Below are 20348 nucleotides of genomic sequence, written 5' to 3' on the forward strand. Positions count from 1 at the left end.
CTCCTTGCTTGGCAGCAGGTAGTTTGCTGGGACGAGCGTAAACATCCGATGTCTGCATTGTCAATGGGTCACATTTCCGTATTATGGAGAGCAACAGCAGACTAGAGCTCGGATGTTAGAGCCAGAGCACGGAGGAATACATGAACATGAAATTCGCCCGGCTGGGCGCTGCCGGAAATGAAAAGCCGGTTGTCATCGCCCAAGACGCCAACGGCACCGAAAGATACTTCAGCCTTGACCCGCTGACGAAGGACATCAATGGAGAGTTCCTCTCCAAGGACGGCATCGCACGCACACGGGAAGCCCTTGCGGCCGGGAATCTGCCGGAGATATCGGCAGAGCGCCTCCGGATCGGTTCACCCATCGCGCGGCCTGGCAACGTCGTCTGCATCGGCCTCAACTACACCGCGCACGCGGCCGAATCCGGTGCCACACCCCCGGAATCACCGGTGGTGTTCCTGAAGCCAAGCAACACGGTCAATGGCCCGTTCGACGCCGCGCCCATTCCGCCGTCGTCGGAAAAGTACGACTGGGAGGTGGAACTCGGAATCGTGGTCGGCCGCGAAGCGTCATACCTTTCCAGTGCGGACGAGGCCGCTGACTGCATCGCGGGCTACGTCGTCGCCAACGACCTCTCCGAACGCGATTACCAACTGCCCGGCGCCGCGGGCCAGTGGACCAAAGGCAAGTCGCTTCCGCAGTCCACTCCCCTCGGACCGTGGCTGGTTCCCGCGGATGAGCTCGACGCCGGACACCTCGCGTTGCGCACGTGGGTCAACGGCGAGATCCGCCAATCATCGGACACTTCAGACATGATCTTCGATGCCCATACCGTGGTCCACCACCTCAGCCAGTACATGGTTTTGGAGCCCGGGGACGTCATTCTCACCGGCACTCCGGAAGGGGTGGCACTCTCCGGCCGCTTCCCGTACATCCAACCCGGCGACGTGGTGGAGCTCGAGGTAGAAGGGCTCGGACGCCAGCGGCAAGAGTTCTACCGCGCCCGCTCCGGTTCGCTTGCAGCAGTGGGCACCGACAAGGCCACGCGGTGAGCACCGAGTTCGAGGGGCTCGTAGCACTGGTCACCGGCGGGGCGTCGGGCATCGGCGCGGCCATCGCGGAGCGGCTCGCCGACGGCGGGGCGCAGGTCGCCGTGCTCGACCTCAACCCCTCCGGGACCCCGCATTTCGGGGTCGAATGCAACGTGGCCGACGACGCCTCGGTGCGCGCCGCCGTCGACGCCGTCGTCAGGAAGTTCGGCCGGCTCGACGTGGTGGTCAACAACGCGGGGATCGGCGCCCAAGGTGATATTTCTGCAAACGACGACGACGAATGGCACCGCGTGCTGGACATCAACGTGGTGGGCATCGCCCGCGTCAGCCGTGCGGCCCTGCCGTACCTGCGCGAGTCGACCGCGGCCGCGATCGTCAACACGTGCTCCATCGCCGCGACCGCCGGGCTGCCGCAAAGGGCCTTGTATTCGGCGTCGAAGGGCGCTGTCTTGTCCCTCACGCTGGCCATGGCGGCCGACCATGTCCGCGAAGGGATCCGCGTCAACTGCGTCAACCCGGGCACGGTAGACACCCCGTGGGTGGGCAGGCTCCTCGAATCCTCCGCCGATCCTGCCGCCGAGCGCGCCGCGCTCAATGCCCGCCAGCCACACGGCCGCCTGGTGGAAGCAGCCGAGGTAGCGGGCGCCGTCGCCTACCTCGCGAGCCCGCTGTCCGGCTCGACGTCGGGCACGTCCCTGGCGATCGACGGCGGCATGCAGGGGCTGCGGTTGCGCCCGGTGGGGTAGGCACGTAACGCAACGCCCGCGCAACCTCTCCCCGCCACTGATTCGCCTATGCTCAACACCAGGCAATCGATGGCGATCCACCAAGGAGCAGGGCATGAGCAATTGGCGCATCAGGGACTTCCACTCGTCGGACATGGACGGCATCCTGCACCTGTGGGAGTCGCTCAAAGCGGACAACGTGGACCCGGTCTATGCACTCTCCGAGGTCCTCGCGTCATGCGAGAAGGACCACGCCGTGGTGGCGGTGCAGGGCGAGCAGGTGGTGGGTGCCGCCGTCGGACGCGCGGCCCATGACCAGGGCTGGATCGTTTTCCTTGCCACGCTGCCCGAGTTCCGCGGACGGGGGATCGGCACCTCGCTGCTGGCCGCCGTCGAGAACCGGATGACCCCGCACGGGCTCAACAAGCTCTCGGCCCTCATGCCGGAGTCCGAAACCCGCGTCGAAGCGTTCCTGGGCCGCGGCTTCCTGCTCAAGCAAAACCTGCACTATTTTGAGCGGACCATCCCGGTGCAGCGCCAGGAGCTCGAGCCGTTGAGCCAGCTCGGCGGCCGCATCCTGGCCCGGGACCTGTGGGAAAACGTCGCCGGTATGCGCCGCGAAAAAGAGCTGCTCGAACGCCGACTGGTCCTTCCACTGGCCGAGGCCGACCTCGCCGACCAATTCGGCGTGGTGCCGCCGCGCGCCGTCGTGCTCTTCGGCCCTCCCGGGACCGGCAAGACCACCTTTGCGAAGGCGATCGCGTCCCGGCTCGAGTGGCCCTTCGTGGAGGTCTTCCCCTCGCGGCTGGCCGCCGACCCCAAGGGCCTTGCCGGCGCCCTGCGCGAGACGTTCCTGGAAATCGCCGAACTGGAACACGCGGTCGTGTTCATCGACGAAGTGGAGGAGATCGCGTCGCAGCGCTCCGGCGAGCCGCCGTCCCCGCTGCAGGGCGTCACCAACGAACTCCTCAAGATCATCCCGGCCTTCCGCGAACAGCCCGGCCGCCTCCTGGTGTGCGCCACCAACTTCATCCGCGCCCTGGACACCGCCTTCCTGCGCCACGGCCGCTTCGACTACGTCATCCCCATCGGCCTGCCCGACGTCCACGCCCGCGAAGCGATGTGGCAGCGCTTCATCCCGGCCAGCGTGGTGGACTCCGTCGACGTGGCGCTGCTCGTCTCGCGGACAGAAGGCTTCTCCCCCGCCGACATCGAGTACGCGGCACGCAGCGCCTCCCAGCGCGCTTTGGAAAAAGCCGTGTACGACGACGGCGCCGGCGCCTCCTCAGGGGGCCCCGCACCGGCGTCGAACGCCCGCAAGGGACCGGTCACTCAGGACTATCTCGACGCCATCGCCGACACCCGCACCACCGTCAGCGACGAAGTCCACCAAGACTTCCTCGAAGACATCGACTCTCTCGCCCGGGTTTAGAGCAACGCGGGGTCACTTACGGCCCATATTCGGGCCCTGGATGGGCGCCAAGTGACCCCGCGTTGGAGAAGGAGGAACCGTGAACCTGTTTCTGACCATCCTGAGCGGTGTCGCCTGGACGACTGTCTATTTTTGCGCGATCCGGATCGGGTTTCGCGACAAGACATATGCCATCCCGGCAGCGGCGCTTGGTCTGAACTTCGCGTGGGAGGTCATCTACTCGGTGCATTCGCTCAGCACGAGGCTCTCCGTGCAGGGCGTCATCAACATTGCCTGGGCGTTGGCCGACGTCGCGATTGTGTACACGTTCTTCGCGTTCGGCAGGCGGGAACTTCCTGGATTTGTCACACGGCCGCTGTTCATCGGATGGGCAGTCCTGCTGGGCCTGGCGTCGTTCGCCGTGCAATGGCTTTTCATCACCGAATTCGATTGGGATCCCGCGTCCCGGTACGCGGCTTTCCTGCAGAATCTGCTGATGTCAGGCCTGTTTATTGCGATGTTCGCTGCCCGACGCAGCCTGCGGGGCCAATCCCTGGTGATCGCTGTAGCGAAGTGGATCGGAACCCTCGCGCCCACCATCACCTTTGGGATCCTCGAGAGTTCACTGTTCATTCTGGGCATTGGCGTCCTGTGCAGCGTCTTCGACCTGACGTACATCGGGCTGCTGTTGTGGGCCAAGAGGAACCCGGGTGCTCTCTCCAAGGATCGGGACTCGGGGGGCCTCCCGGCGGTACCCTGAACCATGTCCATGAATCCATTGCGCCATGCACTTTCGCGCATGGGCGGGCGCGATCCCCAGGAGCTGAATCGCACCGCCACACCCTTGGAACTTTTCTTTGACCTGACTTTTGTCATCGCCTTCGGGGTGGCCGGCAGCCAGTTCGCGCATGAGCTGGCCGAGGCCCGTTTCGGCTCCGGGTTGATGGGCTTCACCTTCGCGATGTTCGCCGTCATGTGGGCCTGGATCAATTTTTCGTGGTTTGCCAGCGCCTACGACACTGACGACTGGGTCTTCCGGGTTGTCACCATGGTGCAGATGGTGGGTGTGCTCATCCTTGCCATGGGCATCGAACCGATGTTCCAATCGCTCGACGAGGGCCACCGCGTGGACAACTCCACCATGGTGCTGGGCTACATCATCATGCGGTTGGCGTTGGTGTTTCAGTGGCTGCGCGCCGCGAAGCAGGATCCGGAGCGCCGAAGCGCTTGCCTCACCTACGCGAAATTCCTGGTGGTGGCGCAGGTTGGCTGGGTGGTGGTGCTGATTGTCCAGGCCGACATCCTGACGAATTTCCTCATGGCCGCCCCGCTTTTCCTGCTGGAAATGGCGACCCCGACCATCGCCGAGCGCAAAGCCAAGACGCCGTGGCACGCGCACCACATCGCGGAACGCTACGGCCTCCTGGCCATCATCGCCTTGGGCGAATGCCTGATCGGAGCCATCGAATCCCTTCGGGCAATCGTGGCCCTTCACGGCTGGTCTGTTGACGCCGCCCTCGTGGGTCTCGGCGGGACCGGGCTGGCCTTTGGAATGTGGTGGATCTACTTCATCCTCCCGGCTGGCCACGCCCTGCATCACCAACGGCACCGGGCATTCGCCTTCGGATACGGTCACATGTTCATCTTTGGGTCGATCGCCGCTACTGGTGGTGGACTTCATGTGGCCGCGCTCTTCATTGATCATGCCGCCCACATCAGCGCCACCGTTGTAGTAGCCACCATCGCCGTCCCGGTGGCCCTGTTCAAGGTAGCCCTGAGTTCGCTGTATGGCTACCTGCTGGGCTTCGACCGCGCTCTCCTCGGAGTCACGGCTCTCGTGGTCGTGTTGCTCTGCGGCAGTGTGGGCCTGGCCGCCCTGGATGTCTCAGTTCCTGTCTGCATGATGGTGATTGTGGCGGCGTTGGGTATCTCGATCGTGATCGACGAACGGCGCGGGGCCCAACGCCGGGAAGCGGCACTGGAAAGGCTGAGGGCACACCCGGCCACTTAGGCGAATTCGCGGGTCTGGGCCCCAAATCGCTGTACCGGAACACAGCGAACGGCCCGCACCCACGATGTCGACGTCGGCACACCGGCACGAACGTACCGATTCCCGGCGACCAACCCTTGATTCGCCTCCAAAGTAAGCGGAAAATTATGAAACCGGCACGAACGTACCGGACGCGCACAACGCGCATGCCCACAAAAGGCTCGGAAGGATGGACATGTCCCCCAAGGAATTCACCGAGTCCCTCGGCGCCAAGGTCCGCGCCCGCCGCGCCTCCCTCAGCCTCAGCCAGTCCGACCTCGCAGACCTCGCAGGAGTCTCGGAACGGTTCGTCCGCTTCGTGGAGCAGGGGAAGACCACAGTCCAATTGGAACCACTCCTCGCGGTCCTCGGCACACTGGGCCTCGAGCTCAACGTCCAAGCCGCGGGCAGCCAGACTGCAAACAGCCAGCCATGACATTCCACCGCATCGCCGACGTCTACAAGCAGGGCATCCTGGCTGCGCGCATCGAGCGGCATGAAGGCGGCACCAAGTTCAGCTACTTGCCGCGGTACGTCGAATCAGGCGGCCCGGCCGTCGCCACAACGCTCCCGCTGACGCGCGAAGCAGTGTTCACCCCGAGCGGCGCAGTTCCGCCCTACTTCACGGGCCTCCTCCCGGAAGGCCGCCGCCTGAATTCACTGCGCCGGGCGGTCAAAGCCAGCGCCGACGACGAGCTCGCGCTCCTCATGGGCGCGGGCGGGGACGCCGTGGGCGATGTCCAGACGGTTCCCCACGGTGAGCCGCCCACGGAAGGAGGCTCCGCCGTCGTGCTCGATTCGAAACTGCCGCTCGACTTCGACGCGCTACTCGGCGATTCAGGCCTCATCGATCCTGTGGCATTGGCGGGGGTGCAGGACAAGTTGTCGGCCGGGATGATTTCGCTCCCGGTGGCGCAAGCGGGCAAGCGCTTCATCCTCAAACTCAACGCCCCCGAGTTCCCGTTCGTGGTGGAAAACGAATTCCTCATGTTCCGCTATGCCCGCAAGCTCCGGATCCCGGTGAGTAGCGTTCAGTTGGTGCACGACGTCGGCGGGCGGGCCGGGCTGCTCGTCGAGCGTTTCGATCGCCTCACCGGAGCCGACGGCACCCCCGTGCGTCTCGCCGTCGAGGACGGAGCCCAAGTGCTGGGCCTCTACCCTGCGGACAAGTACAGCGTGCCGTTCGGCGAGGTATGCGAGGCTTTGGCGGCGCACTGTTCCGCACCTCTCCCGGCCTTGCGGAACCTCGTCATCCAGCTGGCTTTCGCCTGGCTCAGCGGCAACGGCGACCTCCACGCCAAGAACGTGTCAATGGTTCAGTCACAGGCAGGGCTTCAGTCGCCGCAGGGCGAATACACCATCGCTCCGGTCTACGACATCCCCTCCACCGTGGTCTACGGGGACAAGACGCTCGCGCTGGGCATCGGCGGCAAGAAGAGCGGAATCTCCCGAAAGCACTTCCTTGCCTGGGCCGGCAAGCTCGGGCTCAAGGAGCGCGCGGCGGAAGGAGTTTTGGGACTCGCCCTCAAGGCCTCAGGCCCGCTCATCGCAGAGCTCGACGCCGGTGCCTCACCTTTCGGGCCGCTGCAGACGAGGGACTGGGTCAAGGAGCTCAAGCATCGGCGAAGGTTGATGGGCGGGTAGCTCGGTTCGATCCTAGGTTCGCGCGCATGGCGACGCTAGGCTCGCTCTCAGAGGCGAGATTGGCTCGCCGCGAGCCAAGGGATTGAACGTATGGCACAGCAGGCCGGACACCAATCGACTTCCACTGCGGGCACTCTTCCGCATTCACGCTCTTATCTGAGACCTACACGGTTGCTCTCTCAAAGCGAGCGGGAAAAGCTCCATCCATCGGTCCTGGCGGAGGCTGAGCGCCGGGCAGCAAGCATTCAGCTTCGAGTCGCGGATGCAATCACGGCCTTCGCCGGATCGATGAACTTCGTCTACCTGCACATATTGCTTTTCGCCGTGTGGATGCTCGTGTTCGAGCAGAGTCCGTGGCCGACATTGACGCTGATCGTCTCGCTCGAAGCGATCTTCCTCTCGACCTTCGTCATGATCGGACAGAACCGTCAGGCGGCTTTCCAGCAGGTGAAGGCGGACCATGACTACAACGCCCAGGAGCATCTGCTCGAAGAGAACACCGACCTCACGCGTGCGATTCACGAGCTCACCGCCCAGATCCACCAGCGTGTCTTGGCGGAAGTCACCGCATCCACTAGCCGGGAGGCGGCGGCCGCAGCCAACCCGATGCAGGACGAACCGACGAAACCGTAGACAGGCGGGACGTGCCGGGTCGAACTGCTAGTCCGCCAAGCGGTCCATCTCGGACAGCAGATCCGGGTTGATGCGCTGCAGGACCAGGTGGATTTCTCCCCGTGGAACCGCCTTGTAGAGCACTTCCCGGGCGTCCGCGTAGCGTGTGGTGGGTCCCTTGTCCGGCCATTTGTCGGCGAGCGCCCGCACGCGCTCCGGCACGGAGTGGTGGGCGTTGCAGGCGATCTTGACCAAGGCGCCGTCATGGTCCTGTGCGATGTGCAGCATGACGGCTTCATCGTTGTCCGAGTCGTCCTGGAATCGGCGCGTCACTCGTTCGATGATGCCCACGGCACGCTCCGAAACACCCATGTCAAGCAGCGCCTGCTTGGTAATAGGTGTGTCCTTGGCGATGTCGTGCAGGTAGCCCGCGATCCGGATGTCGTCGTCGAAATCGGCGAGCGCATCCCCTACCGCCAGCACGTGCTCGCGGTAAGGCCGCTTCAGCTTGTCCTTCTGGCGGTTGTGCGCCACTTCGGCAAGGACCATGGCTGTTTCAACGGTGAATCTCGGTTCGGTCATGGCTTCATCCTACTGAGCCAGTTCGGTGACTGCCTTCCGCACGGCGGCGCTCAGTTCGAGGTTGCGGCATCCCGCTCCACCCGGCTCGGCCTGTTGGGGCACGTACCCGAAGGCGAGTTCATACACAGGGTCAGCGAACCCCAAAGATGCGCTGGCGCCGTCGTGCCCGAACGCACGGTAGCTGCCGTATGGCGAGCGGGCGTGCGACTTCATGAACACGGTCCCAAAGCAGCTGGTCTCGCCGAACACTCGGTCAATGCCGAAGACCTGCTCGGCCGAGACCGCCTGGATGGTCTCTTCGCTCAGGAGGGGCGCGACGGCGGGACGGTCGCCGTCGGGGGCAAGTCCGGTGAGTGCCGCAGCGTAGACGCGGGCCATGCCTTCGGCGCTGGCGACTCCGGCGGCTGAACTCAGGCCGGCTGCGCGGACCTCCCGGATGTTGGGCAGGTCAAGGATGTCCCCCACGGCGGAGTTTGCCGAAATGCCGAAATGGCTCGCAGGATCAATCCACGGCTGGGAAGGATCCTCGGTCCAACGGAGGGTGGCATAGCGGGGCTCCTCGGACTCAGGTAGTCCCAGGAAGAAGTGTGCGCCCGTGACCGATCGGATGCGCTGCTCGTAGATTTCCTGGAGCGTGGACCCGGTGATCCGGCGGCAAAGCTCCTCCATGAAGACGCCGATGGTCAGGGCGTGGTACCCAAAGGCGGTCCCGGGCTTCCACAGCGGCCGCATCTGGGCGAGTTTGGCGGCGGCTAGCTCGGAGTTGTTGTATTCGGCCAGGGTGAGTCCGCCTTCGACTCCCAGAAGCCCGGCCTGATGGGAGAGCAGCTGGGCCACGGTGATCGTAGCCTTTCCTTCGGCGCCGAATTCCGGCCAGTATTTGACCACTTCGGCGTCGAGGTCCAGGAAGCCGCCCTGGACCAGCAATGCGATGACGAGACCGGATACTCCCTTGGAGCAAGAGAAAACACCGGTTACGGAATCCGGGCGGCGGTACGGCCCGCCGCTGATGTCCAATACCTTTACGCCGCGGTGGTAGGCCGCGAGCTGGGCCGAATATTCCGGGTCCTCATTGAGGAATCGGCCAAAGAGTTCGGCGACTGATTCGAATCCAGGGGCAATCGTCTGTGCATCCACCCGGACAGCCTAATCCCCGCCGCCCCCTAACCTCGCTACGCTCGGCCAGGGAACCCAGCAGCGTGGGCCCAGCCGCCCCCTAACCTCGCTACGCTCGGCCAGGGAACCCAGCAGCGTGGGCCCTGCCGCGAGTGTCCATGGTCACTACGATCTTGCCCTTGGCGCGTCCCTGCTCCAGCGCGGCGAAAGCGTCGCCGATCTTTTCGAGCGGATAGCTGCTGTCCACCACGGGTTGCAGCTTCCCTTCGGAAACCAGGCGTGCCAGGAATTTCAAGTCCTCGCCGCTGGGGTGCATGAAAAGGTAGCGGTACCGGACGTTGGCTTCACGGGCGCGGCTCCGGATTCCGAGGCTGATTGCCCAGAACAGCGCGGTCATCCAGGCCGGGGCCGCAAGGTCCTTCAGGGCCGTCTGCGGTTCGGGCATCCCGGCGATGCTGACCACTTTCGAGCCCGGCTTGAGGATCTTGAATGTCTGATCGAGTGTCTCGCCGCCCACGAGGTCCAGCGCGGCGTCGAAGCCACTGAGCACTTCGGCCAGGTTTTCCTTCGTGTAGTCGACGACGGCGTCCGCCCCCAGTCGCCGCACCAACCCTTCTCCACGGGGAGACGCGGTGGTGGTCACCTCGGCGCCAAAGTATTTGGCGAGCTGGATGGCGAGCGTTCCCACGCCGCCCGCGCCTCCGGAGACGAACAGCTTGGTCCCGGGCTTGACCTTGAGTTCGTCGCGCAATGCCTGCAACGCAGTGAGGCCCGCCAAGGGGAGGCTCGCGGCCTCGATGTAGCTGAGCGACCTTGGCATGAGCGCCACGAGATCCTCGTGGACGGCGGCGTGCTCGGCAAAGGCTCCCAGCAGGGTCTTGTCCACGCGGGCAAACACCCGGTCTCCCGTCGCGAAGCGGCTGACGCCCGGCCCTACGGCTTCGACGATCCCCGCCAGTTCGCTTCCTGCCACCAAGGGAAGTCTCGGCCTGGTGATCACCCGGACTGCACCTTCGCGCTGCTTGTAGTCCACGGGATTGAGCCCCGCGGCAAACACCCTGACCAGGACCTCGCCCGGACCGGCAATCGGCCTCGGGACGTCCTGCAGCTCCATTGCGTCGGCGCCACCGTAGCGGGTCAGCACATAGGCGAGCACTTAGGCCCCTTTCCGGAGGGTTGATTGCTGAATGCCATTCCATATCCATGGCCCGCGTGGCAATCGGGCCGGATCAAATCCATCCAAAGCCTTACCAAGCGGCGCTCCCGGCAAGCCGAGCGATTCCAGGATCACCTCCCGCACCTCCCCGGCAGACAGCCCGACGGCGGCAAGGTCGCCGAGCGTCACTGCACCGTCGCGCTTGGCCAGGCGGGCGCCGTCGCGATTCAGTACCAAGGGGACATGGGCGTATTCCGGAACGGCTATGCCCAACAAGGAGGCCAAATAGGCCTGGCGGGGTGTGGACGACAGGAGGTCGTCTCCGCGGACCACTTGGTCCACGCCCTGTTCCGCGTCATCCACCACGACGGCCAAATTGTAGGCAGTGACGCCGTCGTTCCGTCGGAGCACAAAGTCGTCCACGACGCCCGTGTATGGCCCCTGCAGCCCGTCCTCCACAGTCCATTCATGAGTCTCGGCGCGGAGCCGGATGGCGGCCGGGCGGGAGGCCCGCCGGATCTCAAGCTCCGCCGTGGAAAGGTTCCTGCACGTGCCCGGGTAGGCGCCTTGAGGCGCGTGCGGGGCGGACGGCGCGTCCTGAATCTCACGCCGCGTGCAGAAGCATTCATACGTCAGCCCGGCGTCAGTGAGCTGCTCGATCGCGTCGGTGTACAGCCCGGCACGGTCCGTCTGGCGAACGACGGCGCCGTCCCACGTCACGCCGATGGCTTCAAGATCGCGGAGCTGGACTTCCTCAGCACCGGCCCGCGCACGGTCGAGGTCCTCCACGCGCAGCAGGAAGGCGCGGCCCGTGGAACGAGCGAAGAGCCACGCGAGCATGGCCGTGCGCAGATTGCCTACGTGGAGCTCGCCGGAGGGGCTCGGAGCGAAGCGGCCAGCGGAAGTCATGGCACAAGACTATGCGGCGCCGGGCGCGCCTGCAGGATGCAGGGCAGGCCCGGGACACTGGGAGAATTACGTACCGTTAGTTTCCAAAGAAAGGAGCTACCTTGAGCTCACCTCGAATGAAGGCGACGGTTTCCTTCTGGAAAGCCGAAGAAGGTTGGGGGGAACTTATTCTTCCCGACGGGAAGAAATGCTTCGGGCATTTCTCGGTCATCCAGCAATCAGGCGGATACAGGTCCCTCGAAGCCGGTGATCCGGTGGAGGTCGAGTGGATGTCCGCCTCTCAAGATGGATACGAATATGTCGCGATGTTGATCCAGCCTCTCTGAGAACACGAGCCGGACAGCACAAGAGCCCCTCAGCTACCGCAACGCGTTCGGTGGCTCAGGGGCTCTTATGGTGGTGCCGGCCGCTGTCATGAGAGTGCCGGCGGGTGCGGAAAGACGATGCGTGAACAAGAGTCAATCAGCGGCTGCGTCTTTGCGGGACGGTGTTTCGGGGGGCCGGGTGGTGTACCGGAGGATCCGTAGCCTGTGGGGTCCGGCGGTAGCCTTTCCCTTCGTTGCCACTATTTGAACAGGAACACTACAACTGGCGCAACGGACTCAACCGTCACTGGTCAATCTGACCAATTCCTCGACAGAAGGCGAGCAGGAGATGGTCACTTTGCCGAAGTTGGCTCGGCGGCGGCCCAGGCGGCCAGGGCTCCTCGAAGCGCAGCACAAAGCTTGGTGGACACTTGGTCCTTGTCCAGGCCGACGGTGTTGAGCAGATCGAAAATTTCCCGGGGGTCGAAGAGGATGTTCCACAGGAACATCGCTTCGTCCCCGAGGGGCGGGAGGCCAAGTTCCTCGCAGGCTTCGCGGAGTGGTCGCTCCAAAGCCTCGGCCTGGATGGTCAGGTAGTAAGCGCCGGAGCGGAGCCGGGCCAGGTACCCCTCGCCCGATCGGGTGTGGACCATGGAACCGCCATGCTTGATGACGAGACCCACCCAATGCCGGCTGACGCTCTCCAGCAGTTCCACGCCGGAGGTGGTCTGGGCAACGCTGAAATCGCGCAGCTTCTCGCCAACACCAAAGCGGAACGCGGCCAGGACATCCTCCACCGACGCGAAATGCCGGTACGCAGTTGCAGGAGAGATCTCGGCTTCACGGGCGATGTCCGTCATGCTCACCGGGCCCTTGGCCTTGGCGAAGAGCTTCCCGGCGGCCCGCACCAGCTGGCGGCGGTTGCGTTGGGTGTCGCTGCGCATGGGCGCCCCCTTCCGTGTCAGATCCCAGCGTATCGCCTGAGCGGCGGGCGTAACGCTGGCCACGTCCGCGGCACTCACCGGAGCTCGGCCAGTCCGGCCGCCAAGCGCTCCACGCCGGCAGTTATGGCCTCGGAGCTGGCTGCGTAGGACAAGCGCAAGTGGAACTCGCCGTTCCGGCCGAACTCGCTGCCGGGACGGACGGCGACACCGTGGTTGCGAAGGTGGGCCACCATCGCGGCCGCCGGCAGCTCGACGTCGTACTTGGGGAAAAGGTAGAACGCACCTTCCGGTGAGCTGACCGTGAGACCTGGAATCTGCTGGAGCCCGTTGGCCATGAGCTCCCTCCGCAACGCATAGGAGGCGTGCATGCGTTCGATGTCCGGTCCACAAGTCTTGAGGGCGGTCAACGCCGCGTATTGCACGGCCTGGTTCATAGAGCCGTTGAAAGTGTTGTGGATCCGGGCGGCGGAGGCGATGACGTCGGACGGACCCCAGAGGTAGCCGACGCGCCAGCCGGTCATGGCATAGCTCTTGGAGAAGGTCTGGCAATAGATGGTCCGGCCCGCCAGGGCTTCGATTTCCAGTGCCGAGGTGAAGGGTTCGGGCGTATAGACGAGATCACTGTAGGCCTCGTCGGAAAGAATTAGCGTGTCGGTTCCAGCCACCATGTCGGCGAGGGCTTCGAGTTCGCGGCGGGAGTGCACGATGCCGGTCGGGTTGGAGGGGTTGCAGAAGACGAACATCCTGGCGCCTTCAAGCGCGGTGGCCAGTGCCTCGAGGTCCCAGTGCAGGTCATCGGCCAGTGGCACCGGCACGGTGATACCCCCGGCCATGCTCACGAGGTCCGCGTAGAGGGAATAGGTGGGGTCCGGGATGACCACTTTGTCGCCCGGGTTGACGATGCCAAGGATCGCCGCGGACAAGCCGGCCGTGCCGCCCTGCGTGATGAGCACGTCGCCTGGTCTGCCCACTCCGCCGAGGAGCTGGCCGATACGGGCGGCCAGCTCCTCGCGAAGCACCAGCTCGCCGAGCAACGGCGAGTAGTGGGTGAAGCCGTCCTCGAGGGCACGGGCCGCTGCTGCTCGAACCTGGGCCGGGGTATCGAAGTCCGGCTCGCCCATGGCCAAGGAGACAAGGTCCCCCTTGGATTGGGGCTGCTGCACCCGCAGCGATGTGCGCTGGATGCGCTGCACCGCCTCGGAGGGCTGGAAATCGGCGACGGCGGTGGCTGGCTCGAGTGTCATGAGGGTCCTGATCTGGGTGGTTGCTGAGGTTGTTTTGGCGGCGGGCGACTTGGTAGCGGACCGGGAGGACGGCGCGTAGAGTCTGCGGGGTTTCATCGCTGTGGTGCTTGGTCGGCAGGCGCATGGTCGGCGGGGGCTCCGGCCCAGCGGCTGATCTCGATGTCTCCGGAGGTATCCCGCTGGATCGTCGGGGCGATGACCAATTCCTGGACGACGGTGCGCTGGGGCAGCGTGGCCACCAGGTGAATGGCTCGGGCCACGTCCTCGGGCTGCACCATGGCATCGCGCTCCTCTGCGCGTGGCGGCCGGGCGCGGTTGTCCAGGATGGGCGTGGCGGTTTCACCGGGCAGGATCGTCACCGCGCGCAGTCCGTCGTTGCGGAAGGTGTTGTGGAGGTACGTCATAAAATTCCGGACCGCGGCCTTGGCCGCGCCGTACGCGGCGCCACCCAGGAGGTTCGGGTTCACTGCGGCGAGCGAGGAGACGGTGATGATGGTTCCGGTCTTGCGGGCCAGCATGTCCGGAAGGACTGCCTGGCTGAGCAGGTAGACGGCGTTGAGGTTGACATCCAGGACGTCATTCCATTCCTGCTGGCTGATCCAGCGGACATTGAGGACCTTGCTGGCACTGCCGGCGTTGTTGACAAGGATGTCCACCTGGCCCAGATTCTGGTGGACCCAGTCCAGCAGCGCGTCTACGTCGTCTTTGGAAGTGATGTCCGCGGCCCGGGCAACGGCGCGGCCGCCGTCGGCAACGATTTCCGCCGCAAGTTCCTGCAGCACGCCTTCACGCCGCCCCACCAGCACCACCGCGGCACCCTCGGTTGCCAGCAGGGCCGCCGTCGAGCGTCCCATGCCGGTACCGGCGCCGGTGATGATCGCGAGCTTGCCGTCCAGAAGTCCCATGGTTTCAGTTCCTTGCGTTTTTAGTGTGAATCATTTGAGATGCTCATCACATATGAGAAGAGTTTCTCATTTTAGAAGTTTATGGTCAAGTGTTTTCTTCGGGGACTGCGAGTCACGCTGCGGCGGGACTCGGCGAGGCCGCCACGGAACTTGCGAAGAGAGGGAGCCCGACGGCGGCAAACAAGGCGTGCACGCGCTCTTCCAGATGTGCCAAACCACGCTGCTGTTCCCGGTATTGCTCCACTGCCTGGTCGTTGCTGATCCAGCGGAAGGTCATCTTCCGGCCAGGGCTGGCCTGGCCAAGCATGGACAGGGAAGCTTTGGCTGCGACCGCCACAATCGGGTAGCCGGCGGTCAGCGTCCTTGAGCGGCCCAGGATGATGAGCTCATCGCCGTGCGGGATTTCGAACGCCCCGATCGGCACACCATGGGACACGATTTCCCCGAGCCCCTCCGGATGCACCACAGGCCCGTCCAAACGCAGGCCCACATGGTTGGATTTGGCGCCGACGGTGTAGCGGCTGGAGCTGAGCAGTTTCCGGATGCCGGGCGTCCGGTTCGTTTCGGGACCGTCGACGACGTCGATAGTCCACACCTCGGGGCTGAAGTCCGGCACGGGAACAGGCAGCCGGAACAGTGGCTGGGTCAGGAACGGGTGCGTGAATCCGCGGTATCGGCTGTGGAGGCTAAGCGTCTGACCGGGAGCGAGCTGTTGCGGGAAGCCCATGCGCGATTCGGGCGCCGCACTGCCCATGAAGCGGGCGGTTTCCAATTCGCCACTGAAGGCCAGATAGTTCCGCATGCCACCGCTGGACTTGGCAATAACAACTCGGGCTCCGGCGCGAAGACAAAGGGGCTCCCACATGGCAACAGGATCCCCGTTCACCGTGACTTCCGCCGGGACCCCGGTCACGGCGCACATCACGTCGTGAGTGGCCGTGAACGCGAACCGTCCGCCCATGATTTCCAGGCACGCGGCCTTGCGGCTGTTGCCCACCAGGATGTTGGCCGCGGCCGCTGAGTACTGGTCCGCGGCGCCTCCGCAAGGGACGCCCATGAACTCCGAATTCTCGCGGCCCAGGTCCTGGAAGGTGGACAGCCAGCCCGCTTCACTTACTTTGATGCCGATCGCGCGTTCAGGGAAGGTCATGTTCGCCTCCTTCCGCATCCGAGGCAGCGCCGTTCGAGCCAGCGCCGTCCGGAGCGGCACGCAGGAACTTACCCTCAAGCCGCGCCCATTCGCGATCCGGCACCACCTCGAAGCGCACCAAGTCTCCCGGCTTGTAGGAGGTGGCGGGATCTTCCCGGATGTCGCAGATGGTGAGCGGGGTCCGGCCGATCACCTTCCAGCCGCTCGGCCCGGGGAACGGCTGGATGATGGCGTTGGTACCGGCCACCATGACCGACCCGGGTTCCACGTTGGTCCGTGGCTCGACGCAGCGGCTGACCTGGCCCGGGAATTGCACGCCGCCCATCATGGGGGCCATGGCCGCGGCCAAGAGGTTGATGGTCAGCACCGAGGACTGGAACTGCTGCAGCACGTCCTCCGGCCTTAGGCCCAACTCCTCGGCAACACCCGGGAGGTCCGGGGAGAATTCCTCGCTCACGACCATCGGGATGACAAATAGTGATTGCGAGGCGCTAGGCGTTCCCGGTTCCAGGCCGTTGCCGGCCACCGCCAAGCGGATGGTCTGGGCCAATTGTTCGTGGGTCACGGCGAGGCAATCGAATTCGACCAACAAGGACTCGACGCCGGCCACGATGTCCAAGACCCCGTACGGCCGCACCTCCAGCAGCACGTCGCGGAGCCGGCTGCCCGCCGCCCGGCGGAAGTCGGCGTCGTCGTTCTTGACCCGGAGCATGAGGGCTGAGTCGCCGAACGGCTCAGCTTCCAGTTCGGGCGGGTGGTGCAGCCGCTCCGCGGGTGCTGTGTGCGTGGTCATGAGTCCTGCTCGGTGGTACGGGTGATGGATCCGGGTTGTTGCTCAGCTTCAGACCGTGGCGAGCCGGGCCTTTTCGGCGAGGACTTCCTGGAGTCCCGTAGCTTTGATCCCCGCCTTGTCCAAGGCCGCGCGAAGAGCCGTACCGTTCTGCAGGACTTGCGGGTGGTCGCCATGGAGGAGCACGACGTCGGCATCGTGGCCGAGCGGGACCACCTTGCCGGTGACGGCGCGGACGGTCCCCTCGGTCACCACCTGGACCACGCGGCGGCCGATTTCCTCGGGGTCGTGCAGGAGAGCGCCTTCGCTGTTTCGGGAGACGGGCATGCCGTCTTCGCCGTAGCCGCGGTCCGCAAGGAAGACGTAGCCAACCTGAAGGCCGCGCTTGCGGGATTCATCGGCCAGGAGGCCGTTCTGGCAGATCACGATGTAGGAGGGGTCGTAAGCCTTGATGGCGTCCGTGATGGCGCGGGCGTGCTTGGCGTCCGTCTGGGCGATGCTGCCCATGCGGCCATGCGGAGCCACGTGGCTGATCTTGCCGCCGTGGATGCGCGCGAACGCGTCCAGGGCACCGATCTGGTAGAGCACGTCGGTGCGGATTTCTTCTTCGCTGGCTTCGATGAGGCGGCGGCCGAAGCCAACCAAGTCCGGGTATCCGGGGTGTGCGCCGAGTTCGATGCCGCGCTCCATGCAGGCCTTGACGGTGGCATCCATGACCCGCGGATCGCCGGCGTGGAAACCGCAGGCGATGTTGGAGGCGGTGACGAGGCCCAGGAGGGCGTCGTCGTCGCCGATCGTGTAGTTGCCGTAGCTTTCGCCAAGGTCTGCGACGACGGCGACTGAATTGATGCTCAAGGTGACTCCCGCTTCTGTTCGTTACTTAGGGTTAGACGGCGGCGGCTGCCGTTTGGGTGGCTGGCGGCCGCCGCCGTCGGGGTTCTGGTGGTCCGGTACTAGTGCGTCTGCAGGGGCTGGCCCTTGGTTTCCTTCAGGAAGTAGACCGAGACGAGCGTGATAATGGCCGTGCCGATCGAGGCGTAGGCGGGAACCATGCTGTTGCCTGTGGCCTTGATGAGTTCGGTCATGACCAGCGGGGCGCTGCCGCCGAAGATGATGGTACTGATGCTGAAGCCGATGCTGTACGCGCTGTAGCGGACGGTGGTGGGGAACATTTCGGTCAGCACGGTGTGGACGACGGCGGCGTGGCCGGAGAACGCGATGGCCATCACGACGGTGGCAACGCAGGCCAGCGGCATGTTGCCGGTGGTGATCATGGCGAACATCGGGTACGAAACCACGGCCATGAGCACGGCGGAGAGCGCCAGTACCGGCTTGCGGCCGATCCGGTCCGACAAACGGGCCATCAGCGGGATCGCGATGATAATGGCCACGAGGCTGACGGCAGTCACGAGGAGGGCCTGGAGCATGGTGAAGTTGTGGCCCGAGCCGAGCTGGGTTTTCAGGTACGTGGGCATGTAGGCGAACAGCAGGTAGTAGCCGGGGCCGTTCAGTGCAGGGAGGAAGATGGTCAGGGCGATGGCCTTGAGGTGACGCTTGGAAGTGAAGACGGTGCGCAGCGGGTTGCGTTCCACCTCGTTGCGTTCACGGAGTGCCGCGAAGTGCGGGGTGTCTTCCATTTTGGAGCGGATGTAGAAGCCGACGTAGCCCAGGGGCAGGGCGAAGAGGAACGGGATCCTCCAGGCCCAGGCCTCCATGGTGGAATCCCCGAGAGCGGTGATCAGGCCGGCGGAAATGGCGCTGCCGAAGAGCAGTGCGCAGAACGAACCGACCGCGATGAAGCTCATCGAGTAGTTGCGGTGCTTGTTGTGGGCGTACTCCCCCACGAAGGCCATGGCGCCTGCCACTTCGCCGCCGGCGGAGAACCCCTGAAGGATGCGGAACAGGATCAGCAAGGCCGGAGCGGCCCAGAAGATGACCGAGTACGACGGGATGAGGCCGATGCAGGCGGTGGCCCCGGAGATGAGGAGCAGGAGGACGGCGAGCAGGTTCTTGCGGCCCAGCCGGTCACCCAGGAAACCACAGATGACGCTGCCGAAGGGGCGGGCAAGGAAGCTCACCAGGAAGCCGACGTTGGTTAGGAGCAAGGAGCCGACGTCCTTGGAACCCATGATGTTGATGGCCAGGTACGTCGTCAGCAGGCCGTAGATGCCGTAGTCGTACCATTCCACGAAGGAACCCATGGTGCCGGCAAAGGTTGCCTTGCGCACCATCCCGCCGTCAGCGGTTACGACTTTGATTTGAGCGGTGTTCAGTTCCACTGAGTCCGTCGATTGCTTTGTCATGGTGGGTGCTTTCAGTCTATGAGGGGGCTGGGGTGGGGGAAAGCGATGTCTAGCTGTATTCGCGGGTGATTTCCGCGGTCATCTCGGCCTCGTGCGCGGCCACGGCAATGACTCGTTCCAGGATTTCGGCGGCACGGGCCTGGGGGATGATGACCACTCCGTCGTCATCGGCAGCGACAATGTCACCCGCCGAGCAGACGATGCCGCCGATTGCTACGGGTTCGCCGATGACTCCCGGGCCGTTCTTGAACGGACCGGCAGGGGTGACACCGCGGGCAAAGACGGGGAACTTGATTTCGGTGATGGTGGCGCGGTCGCGGATGTAGCCGTCAATGACGGCTCCGGTGGCGCCGGCGGCTTCGAAGCGCTGGGACAGCTGCTCGCCCACCAAGGCACGGTGTTCGTGGCCGAAGCCGTTGATCACCACCACGTCACCGGGCTGGATGTAGTTCAGCGCTTCGATGACGGCGGCGTTGTCTCCCGCGGCACCGAGGACGGGCAGGGCCGAGCCGACGCAGCGGGCACCTTCCCAGACCGGGCTGATTCCGCCGTCGACGATTCCGAGCCGCTCCATGGCATCACCGATGTTTGCCACGGGGAACGCTTCGAACGCGCGGACCAGTTCGCGGGGCGGCCGGGTCCAGGATGCGGTGCGGACGGTCAGTTCTAGTGTTGTTGCCATTTTCTTCGCCTTTGGTTTCTTCCCAAGAGCCGGCGCTGTGAGCGTCGATCGTCTTGAGACGTCAATCACATATGAGAAGAGTTTCGCGTTTTAAATTCACGCCGTCAAGGGTTTCCCGTTACGGGCATGTAAATGATTCGCAACCATGGCTCGCAGGCGTACTGGTTCTGATGGCGGACCGCTCTGCAGGGATTGTGCGGGAGAATAGCTACGACTGGACATTCTGACCAGTCAGACCTACGGCGACTAGGCAGAAAGCGGTAGCGATGCAGGAATTGGATTCAACAGACAAGCGCATCCTTGCCGCGCTCGACGACGACCCCCGGGTGCCGATCATGGTCCTCGCCCAGCGCTTGGGCTTGGCGCGCGGCACAGTGCAGTCGCGTCTGGAGCGTATGTCGGCGTCGGGCGCTTTGCGTCCGAACAGCAGCCGCGTGGTGCCTTCCGCGCTGGGCCGCGGCGTTGCGGCGGCGGTGAGTGCGGAGCTGGATCAGAGCCGACTGAACGAGGCGATCGCTGCCCTGCGTAACATCCCAGAGGTGCTTGAATGCCATGCGCCGGCCGGGGACACCGACCTCATCATCCGCGTGGTCGCGACGAGCCCGGACGATCTGTACCGGGTCTCGGAAGAGATCAGGCTGTGCCCCGGAATCGTGCGCACGTCCACGAGCATGTTCCTGCGCGAGGTGATTCCGTACCGGACGACGGGGTTGCTGCAAAGCTGAGGTCATATTTGGAAGTAGTGGTTTCTCCGGGGTGTCCGGTGCGGGTCGGTGTGGGGTGGCGGGA

Annotated in this window: 22 protein-coding genes; 10 read left to right on the forward strand and 12 right to left on the reverse strand. The window is 64.7% G+C overall.

The genetic code is table 11. The features are described 5' to 3' along the window. Positions 1-140: 140 nt before the first annotated feature. The 8 genes from AC4CS3_RS20485 to AC4CS3_RS20520 all read left to right on the forward strand — a co-directional run bounded on the left by AC4CS3_RS20485 (position 141) and on the right by AC4CS3_RS20520 (position 7494). On the forward strand, positions 141-1052 hold the full coding sequence (locus tag AC4CS3_RS20485; RefSeq protein ID WP_490784979.1) for a fumarylacetoacetate hydrolase family protein: 912 nt from the start codon (positions 141-143) through the stop codon (positions 1050-1052). After that, positions 1049-1798: an SDR family NAD(P)-dependent oxidoreductase gene (locus tag AC4CS3_RS20490; RefSeq protein ID WP_490784980.1), complete on the forward strand. Its 750-nt coding sequence runs from the start codon at positions 1049-1051 to the stop codon at positions 1796-1798. Before AC4CS3_RS20485 ends, AC4CS3_RS20490 begins: the two co-directional genes overlap by 4 nt. Before the next feature lie 94 nt (positions 1799-1892). Then, positions 1893-3209 (forward strand): ATP-binding protein, encoded by a 1317-nt coding sequence (locus AC4CS3_RS20495; protein WP_490784981.1) that lies wholly within the window; start codon positions 1893-1895, stop codon positions 3207-3209. Positions 3210-3288: 79 nt separating this feature from the next. Beyond that, on the forward strand, positions 3289-3948 hold the full coding sequence (locus tag AC4CS3_RS20500; RefSeq protein WP_490784982.1) for a transmembrane-type terpene cyclase: 660 nt from the start codon (positions 3289-3291) through the stop codon (positions 3946-3948). A 3-nt stretch (positions 3949-3951) separates the two neighbouring features. Continuing rightward, positions 3952-5199, forward strand: coding sequence for a low temperature requirement protein A (locus tag AC4CS3_RS20505; RefSeq protein ID WP_490784983.1), 1248 nt, complete (start codon positions 3952-3954; stop codon positions 5197-5199). A gap of 214 nt (positions 5200-5413) precedes the next feature. Further along, positions 5414-5653 (forward strand): helix-turn-helix transcriptional regulator, encoded by a 240-nt coding sequence (locus AC4CS3_RS20510; protein ID WP_490784984.1) that lies wholly within the window; start codon positions 5414-5416, stop codon positions 5651-5653. Beyond that, a complete protein-coding gene (locus AC4CS3_RS20515) occupies positions 5650-6861 on the forward strand; it encodes a type II toxin-antitoxin system HipA family toxin (protein ID WP_490784985.1) in 1212 nt (403 codons plus the stop codon). The genes AC4CS3_RS20510 and AC4CS3_RS20515 overlap by 4 nt, the downstream gene beginning before the upstream one ends. Positions 6862-6951: 90 nt before the next feature. Continuing rightward, on the forward strand, positions 6952-7494 hold the full coding sequence (locus AC4CS3_RS20520; RefSeq protein WP_490784986.1) for a DUF1003 domain-containing protein: 543 nt from the start codon (positions 6952-6954) through the stop codon (positions 7492-7494). Between the two features lie 27 nt (positions 7495-7521). Here the strand turns inward: AC4CS3_RS20520 and AC4CS3_RS20525 are convergent, their stop codons facing one another. The 4 genes from AC4CS3_RS20525 to gluQRS all read right to left on the reverse strand — a co-directional run bounded on the left by AC4CS3_RS20525 (position 7522) and on the right by gluQRS (position 11236). After that, entirely contained in the window at positions 7522-8055 is a 534-nt protein-coding gene (locus AC4CS3_RS20525) for an HD domain-containing protein (protein WP_490784987.1), read from the reverse strand. A gap of 9 nt (positions 8056-8064) precedes the next feature. Beyond that, complete coding sequence (locus tag AC4CS3_RS20530; protein WP_490784988.1) at positions 8065-9192, reverse strand: serine hydrolase domain-containing protein; 1128 nt, start codon at positions 9190-9192, stop codon at positions 8065-8067. Between the two features lie 88 nt (positions 9193-9280). Further along, positions 9281-10327: an NADP-dependent oxidoreductase gene (locus AC4CS3_RS20535; RefSeq protein ID WP_490784989.1), complete on the reverse strand. Its 1047-nt coding sequence runs from the start codon at positions 10325-10327 to the stop codon at positions 9281-9283. Beyond that, positions 10328-11236, reverse strand: a complete 909-nt coding sequence (gene gluQRS / locus AC4CS3_RS20540; protein WP_490784990.1) for a tRNA glutamyl-Q(34) synthetase GluQRS — start codon at positions 11234-11236, stop codon at positions 10328-10330. A 101-nt stretch (positions 11237-11337) separates the two neighbouring features. Here gluQRS and AC4CS3_RS20545 point away from each other — a divergent pair, with 101 nt between their 5' ends. Next, positions 11338-11562: a hypothetical protein gene (locus tag AC4CS3_RS20545; RefSeq protein WP_490784991.1), complete on the forward strand. Its 225-nt coding sequence runs from the start codon at positions 11338-11340 to the stop codon at positions 11560-11562. A gap of 332 nt (positions 11563-11894) precedes the next feature. On the opposite strand, the gene AC4CS3_RS20550 is transcribed toward AC4CS3_RS20545, so the two are convergent. The 8 genes from AC4CS3_RS20550 to AC4CS3_RS20585 form a co-directional block, all read right to left on the reverse strand. Next, entirely contained in the window at positions 11895-12485 is a 591-nt protein-coding gene (locus AC4CS3_RS20550) for a TetR/AcrR family transcriptional regulator (RefSeq protein ID WP_490784992.1), read from the reverse strand. A 74-nt stretch (positions 12486-12559) separates the two neighbouring features. Beyond that, positions 12560-13729 (reverse strand): pyridoxal phosphate-dependent aminotransferase, encoded by a 1170-nt coding sequence (locus tag AC4CS3_RS20555; protein WP_490784993.1) that lies wholly within the window; start codon positions 13727-13729, stop codon positions 12560-12562. A gap of 92 nt (positions 13730-13821) precedes the next feature. After that, positions 13822-14634 (reverse strand): SDR family oxidoreductase, encoded by an 813-nt coding sequence (locus AC4CS3_RS20560; RefSeq protein ID WP_490784994.1) that lies wholly within the window; start codon positions 14632-14634, stop codon positions 13822-13824. A 112-nt stretch (positions 14635-14746) separates the two neighbouring features. Next, a complete protein-coding gene (locus AC4CS3_RS20565; RefSeq protein WP_490784995.1) occupies positions 14747-15784 on the reverse strand; it encodes a 5-oxoprolinase subunit C family protein in 1038 nt (345 codons plus the stop codon). Beyond that, a complete protein-coding gene (locus tag AC4CS3_RS20570; protein WP_490784996.1) occupies positions 15771-16577 on the reverse strand; it encodes a carboxyltransferase domain-containing protein in 807 nt (268 codons plus the stop codon). The genes AC4CS3_RS20565 and AC4CS3_RS20570 overlap by 14 nt, the downstream gene beginning before the upstream one ends. Before the next feature lie 48 nt (positions 16578-16625). Next, positions 16626-17429: a LamB/YcsF family protein gene (locus AC4CS3_RS20575; protein ID WP_490784997.1), complete on the reverse strand. Its 804-nt coding sequence runs from the start codon at positions 17427-17429 to the stop codon at positions 16626-16628. Positions 17430-17527: 98 nt separating this feature from the next. Beyond that, on the reverse strand, positions 17528-18877 hold the full coding sequence (locus AC4CS3_RS20580; protein WP_490784998.1) for an MFS transporter: 1350 nt from the start codon (positions 18875-18877) through the stop codon (positions 17528-17530). Between the two features lie 49 nt (positions 18878-18926). Then, positions 18927-19559: an RraA family protein gene (locus AC4CS3_RS20585; RefSeq protein ID WP_184741514.1), complete on the reverse strand. Its 633-nt coding sequence runs from the start codon at positions 19557-19559 to the stop codon at positions 18927-18929. A gap of 266 nt (positions 19560-19825) precedes the next feature. Between AC4CS3_RS20585 and AC4CS3_RS20590 the strand changes: the two genes are divergently transcribed. After that, positions 19826-20284 (forward strand): Lrp/AsnC family transcriptional regulator, encoded by a 459-nt coding sequence (locus tag AC4CS3_RS20590; protein WP_490784999.1) that lies wholly within the window; start codon positions 19826-19828, stop codon positions 20282-20284. Positions 20285-20348 lie beyond the last annotated feature (64 nt).

The sequence above is a fragment of the Arthrobacter sp. SE2 genome, assembly GCF_058244265.1.

Excerpts from the sequence above, each read along its gene's own strand:
- AC4CS3_RS20505 (WP_490784983.1), top strand. The coding sequence starts at position 3,952 with ATGTCCATGAATCCATTGCGCCATGCACTTTCGCGCATGGGCGGGCGC.
- AC4CS3_RS20550 (WP_490784992.1), bottom strand. The coding sequence starts at position 12,485 with ATGCGCAGCGACACCCAACGCAACCGCCGCCAGCTGGTGCGGGCCGCC.
- AC4CS3_RS20515 (WP_490784985.1), top strand. The coding sequence starts at position 5,650 with ATGACATTCCACCGCATCGCCGACGTCTACAAGCAGGGCATCCTGGCT.
- AC4CS3_RS20555 (WP_490784993.1), bottom strand. The coding sequence starts at position 13,729 with ATGACACTCGAGCCAGCCACCGCCGTCGCCGATTTCCAGCCCTCCGAG.
- AC4CS3_RS20510 (WP_490784984.1), top strand. The coding sequence starts at position 5,414 with ATGTCCCCCAAGGAATTCACCGAGTCCCTCGGCGCCAAGGTCCGCGCC.
- AC4CS3_RS20495 (WP_490784981.1), top strand. The coding sequence starts at position 1,893 with ATGAGCAATTGGCGCATCAGGGACTTCCACTCGTCGGACATGGACGGC.
- AC4CS3_RS20570 (WP_490784996.1), bottom strand. The coding sequence starts at position 16,577 with ATGACCACGCACACAGCACCCGCGGAGCGGCTGCACCACCCGCCCGAA.
- AC4CS3_RS20560 (WP_490784994.1), bottom strand. The coding sequence starts at position 14,634 with ATGGGACTTCTGGACGGCAAGCTCGCGATCATCACCGGCGCCGGTACC.
- AC4CS3_RS20525 (WP_490784987.1), bottom strand. The coding sequence starts at position 8,055 with ATGACCGAACCGAGATTCACCGTTGAAACAGCCATGGTCCTTGCCGAA.
- AC4CS3_RS20590 (WP_490784999.1), top strand. The coding sequence starts at position 19,826 with ATGCAGGAATTGGATTCAACAGACAAGCGCATCCTTGCCGCGCTCGAC.
- AC4CS3_RS20485 (WP_490784979.1), top strand. The coding sequence starts at position 141 with ATGAACATGAAATTCGCCCGGCTGGGCGCTGCCGGAAATGAAAAGCCG.
- AC4CS3_RS20580 (WP_490784998.1), bottom strand. The coding sequence starts at position 18,877 with ATGACAAAGCAATCGACGGACTCAGTGGAACTGAACACCGCTCAAATC.
- gluQRS (WP_490784990.1), bottom strand. The coding sequence starts at position 11,236 with ATGACTTCCGCTGGCCGCTTCGCTCCGAGCCCCTCCGGCGAGCTCCAC.
- AC4CS3_RS20565 (WP_490784995.1), bottom strand. The coding sequence starts at position 15,784 with ATGACCTTCCCTGAACGCGCGATCGGCATCAAAGTAAGTGAAGCGGGC.
- AC4CS3_RS20520 (WP_490784986.1), top strand. The coding sequence starts at position 6,952 with ATGGCACAGCAGGCCGGACACCAATCGACTTCCACTGCGGGCACTCTT.
- AC4CS3_RS20585 (WP_184741514.1), bottom strand. The coding sequence starts at position 19,559 with ATGGCAACAACACTAGAACTGACCGTCCGCACCGCATCCTGGACCCGG.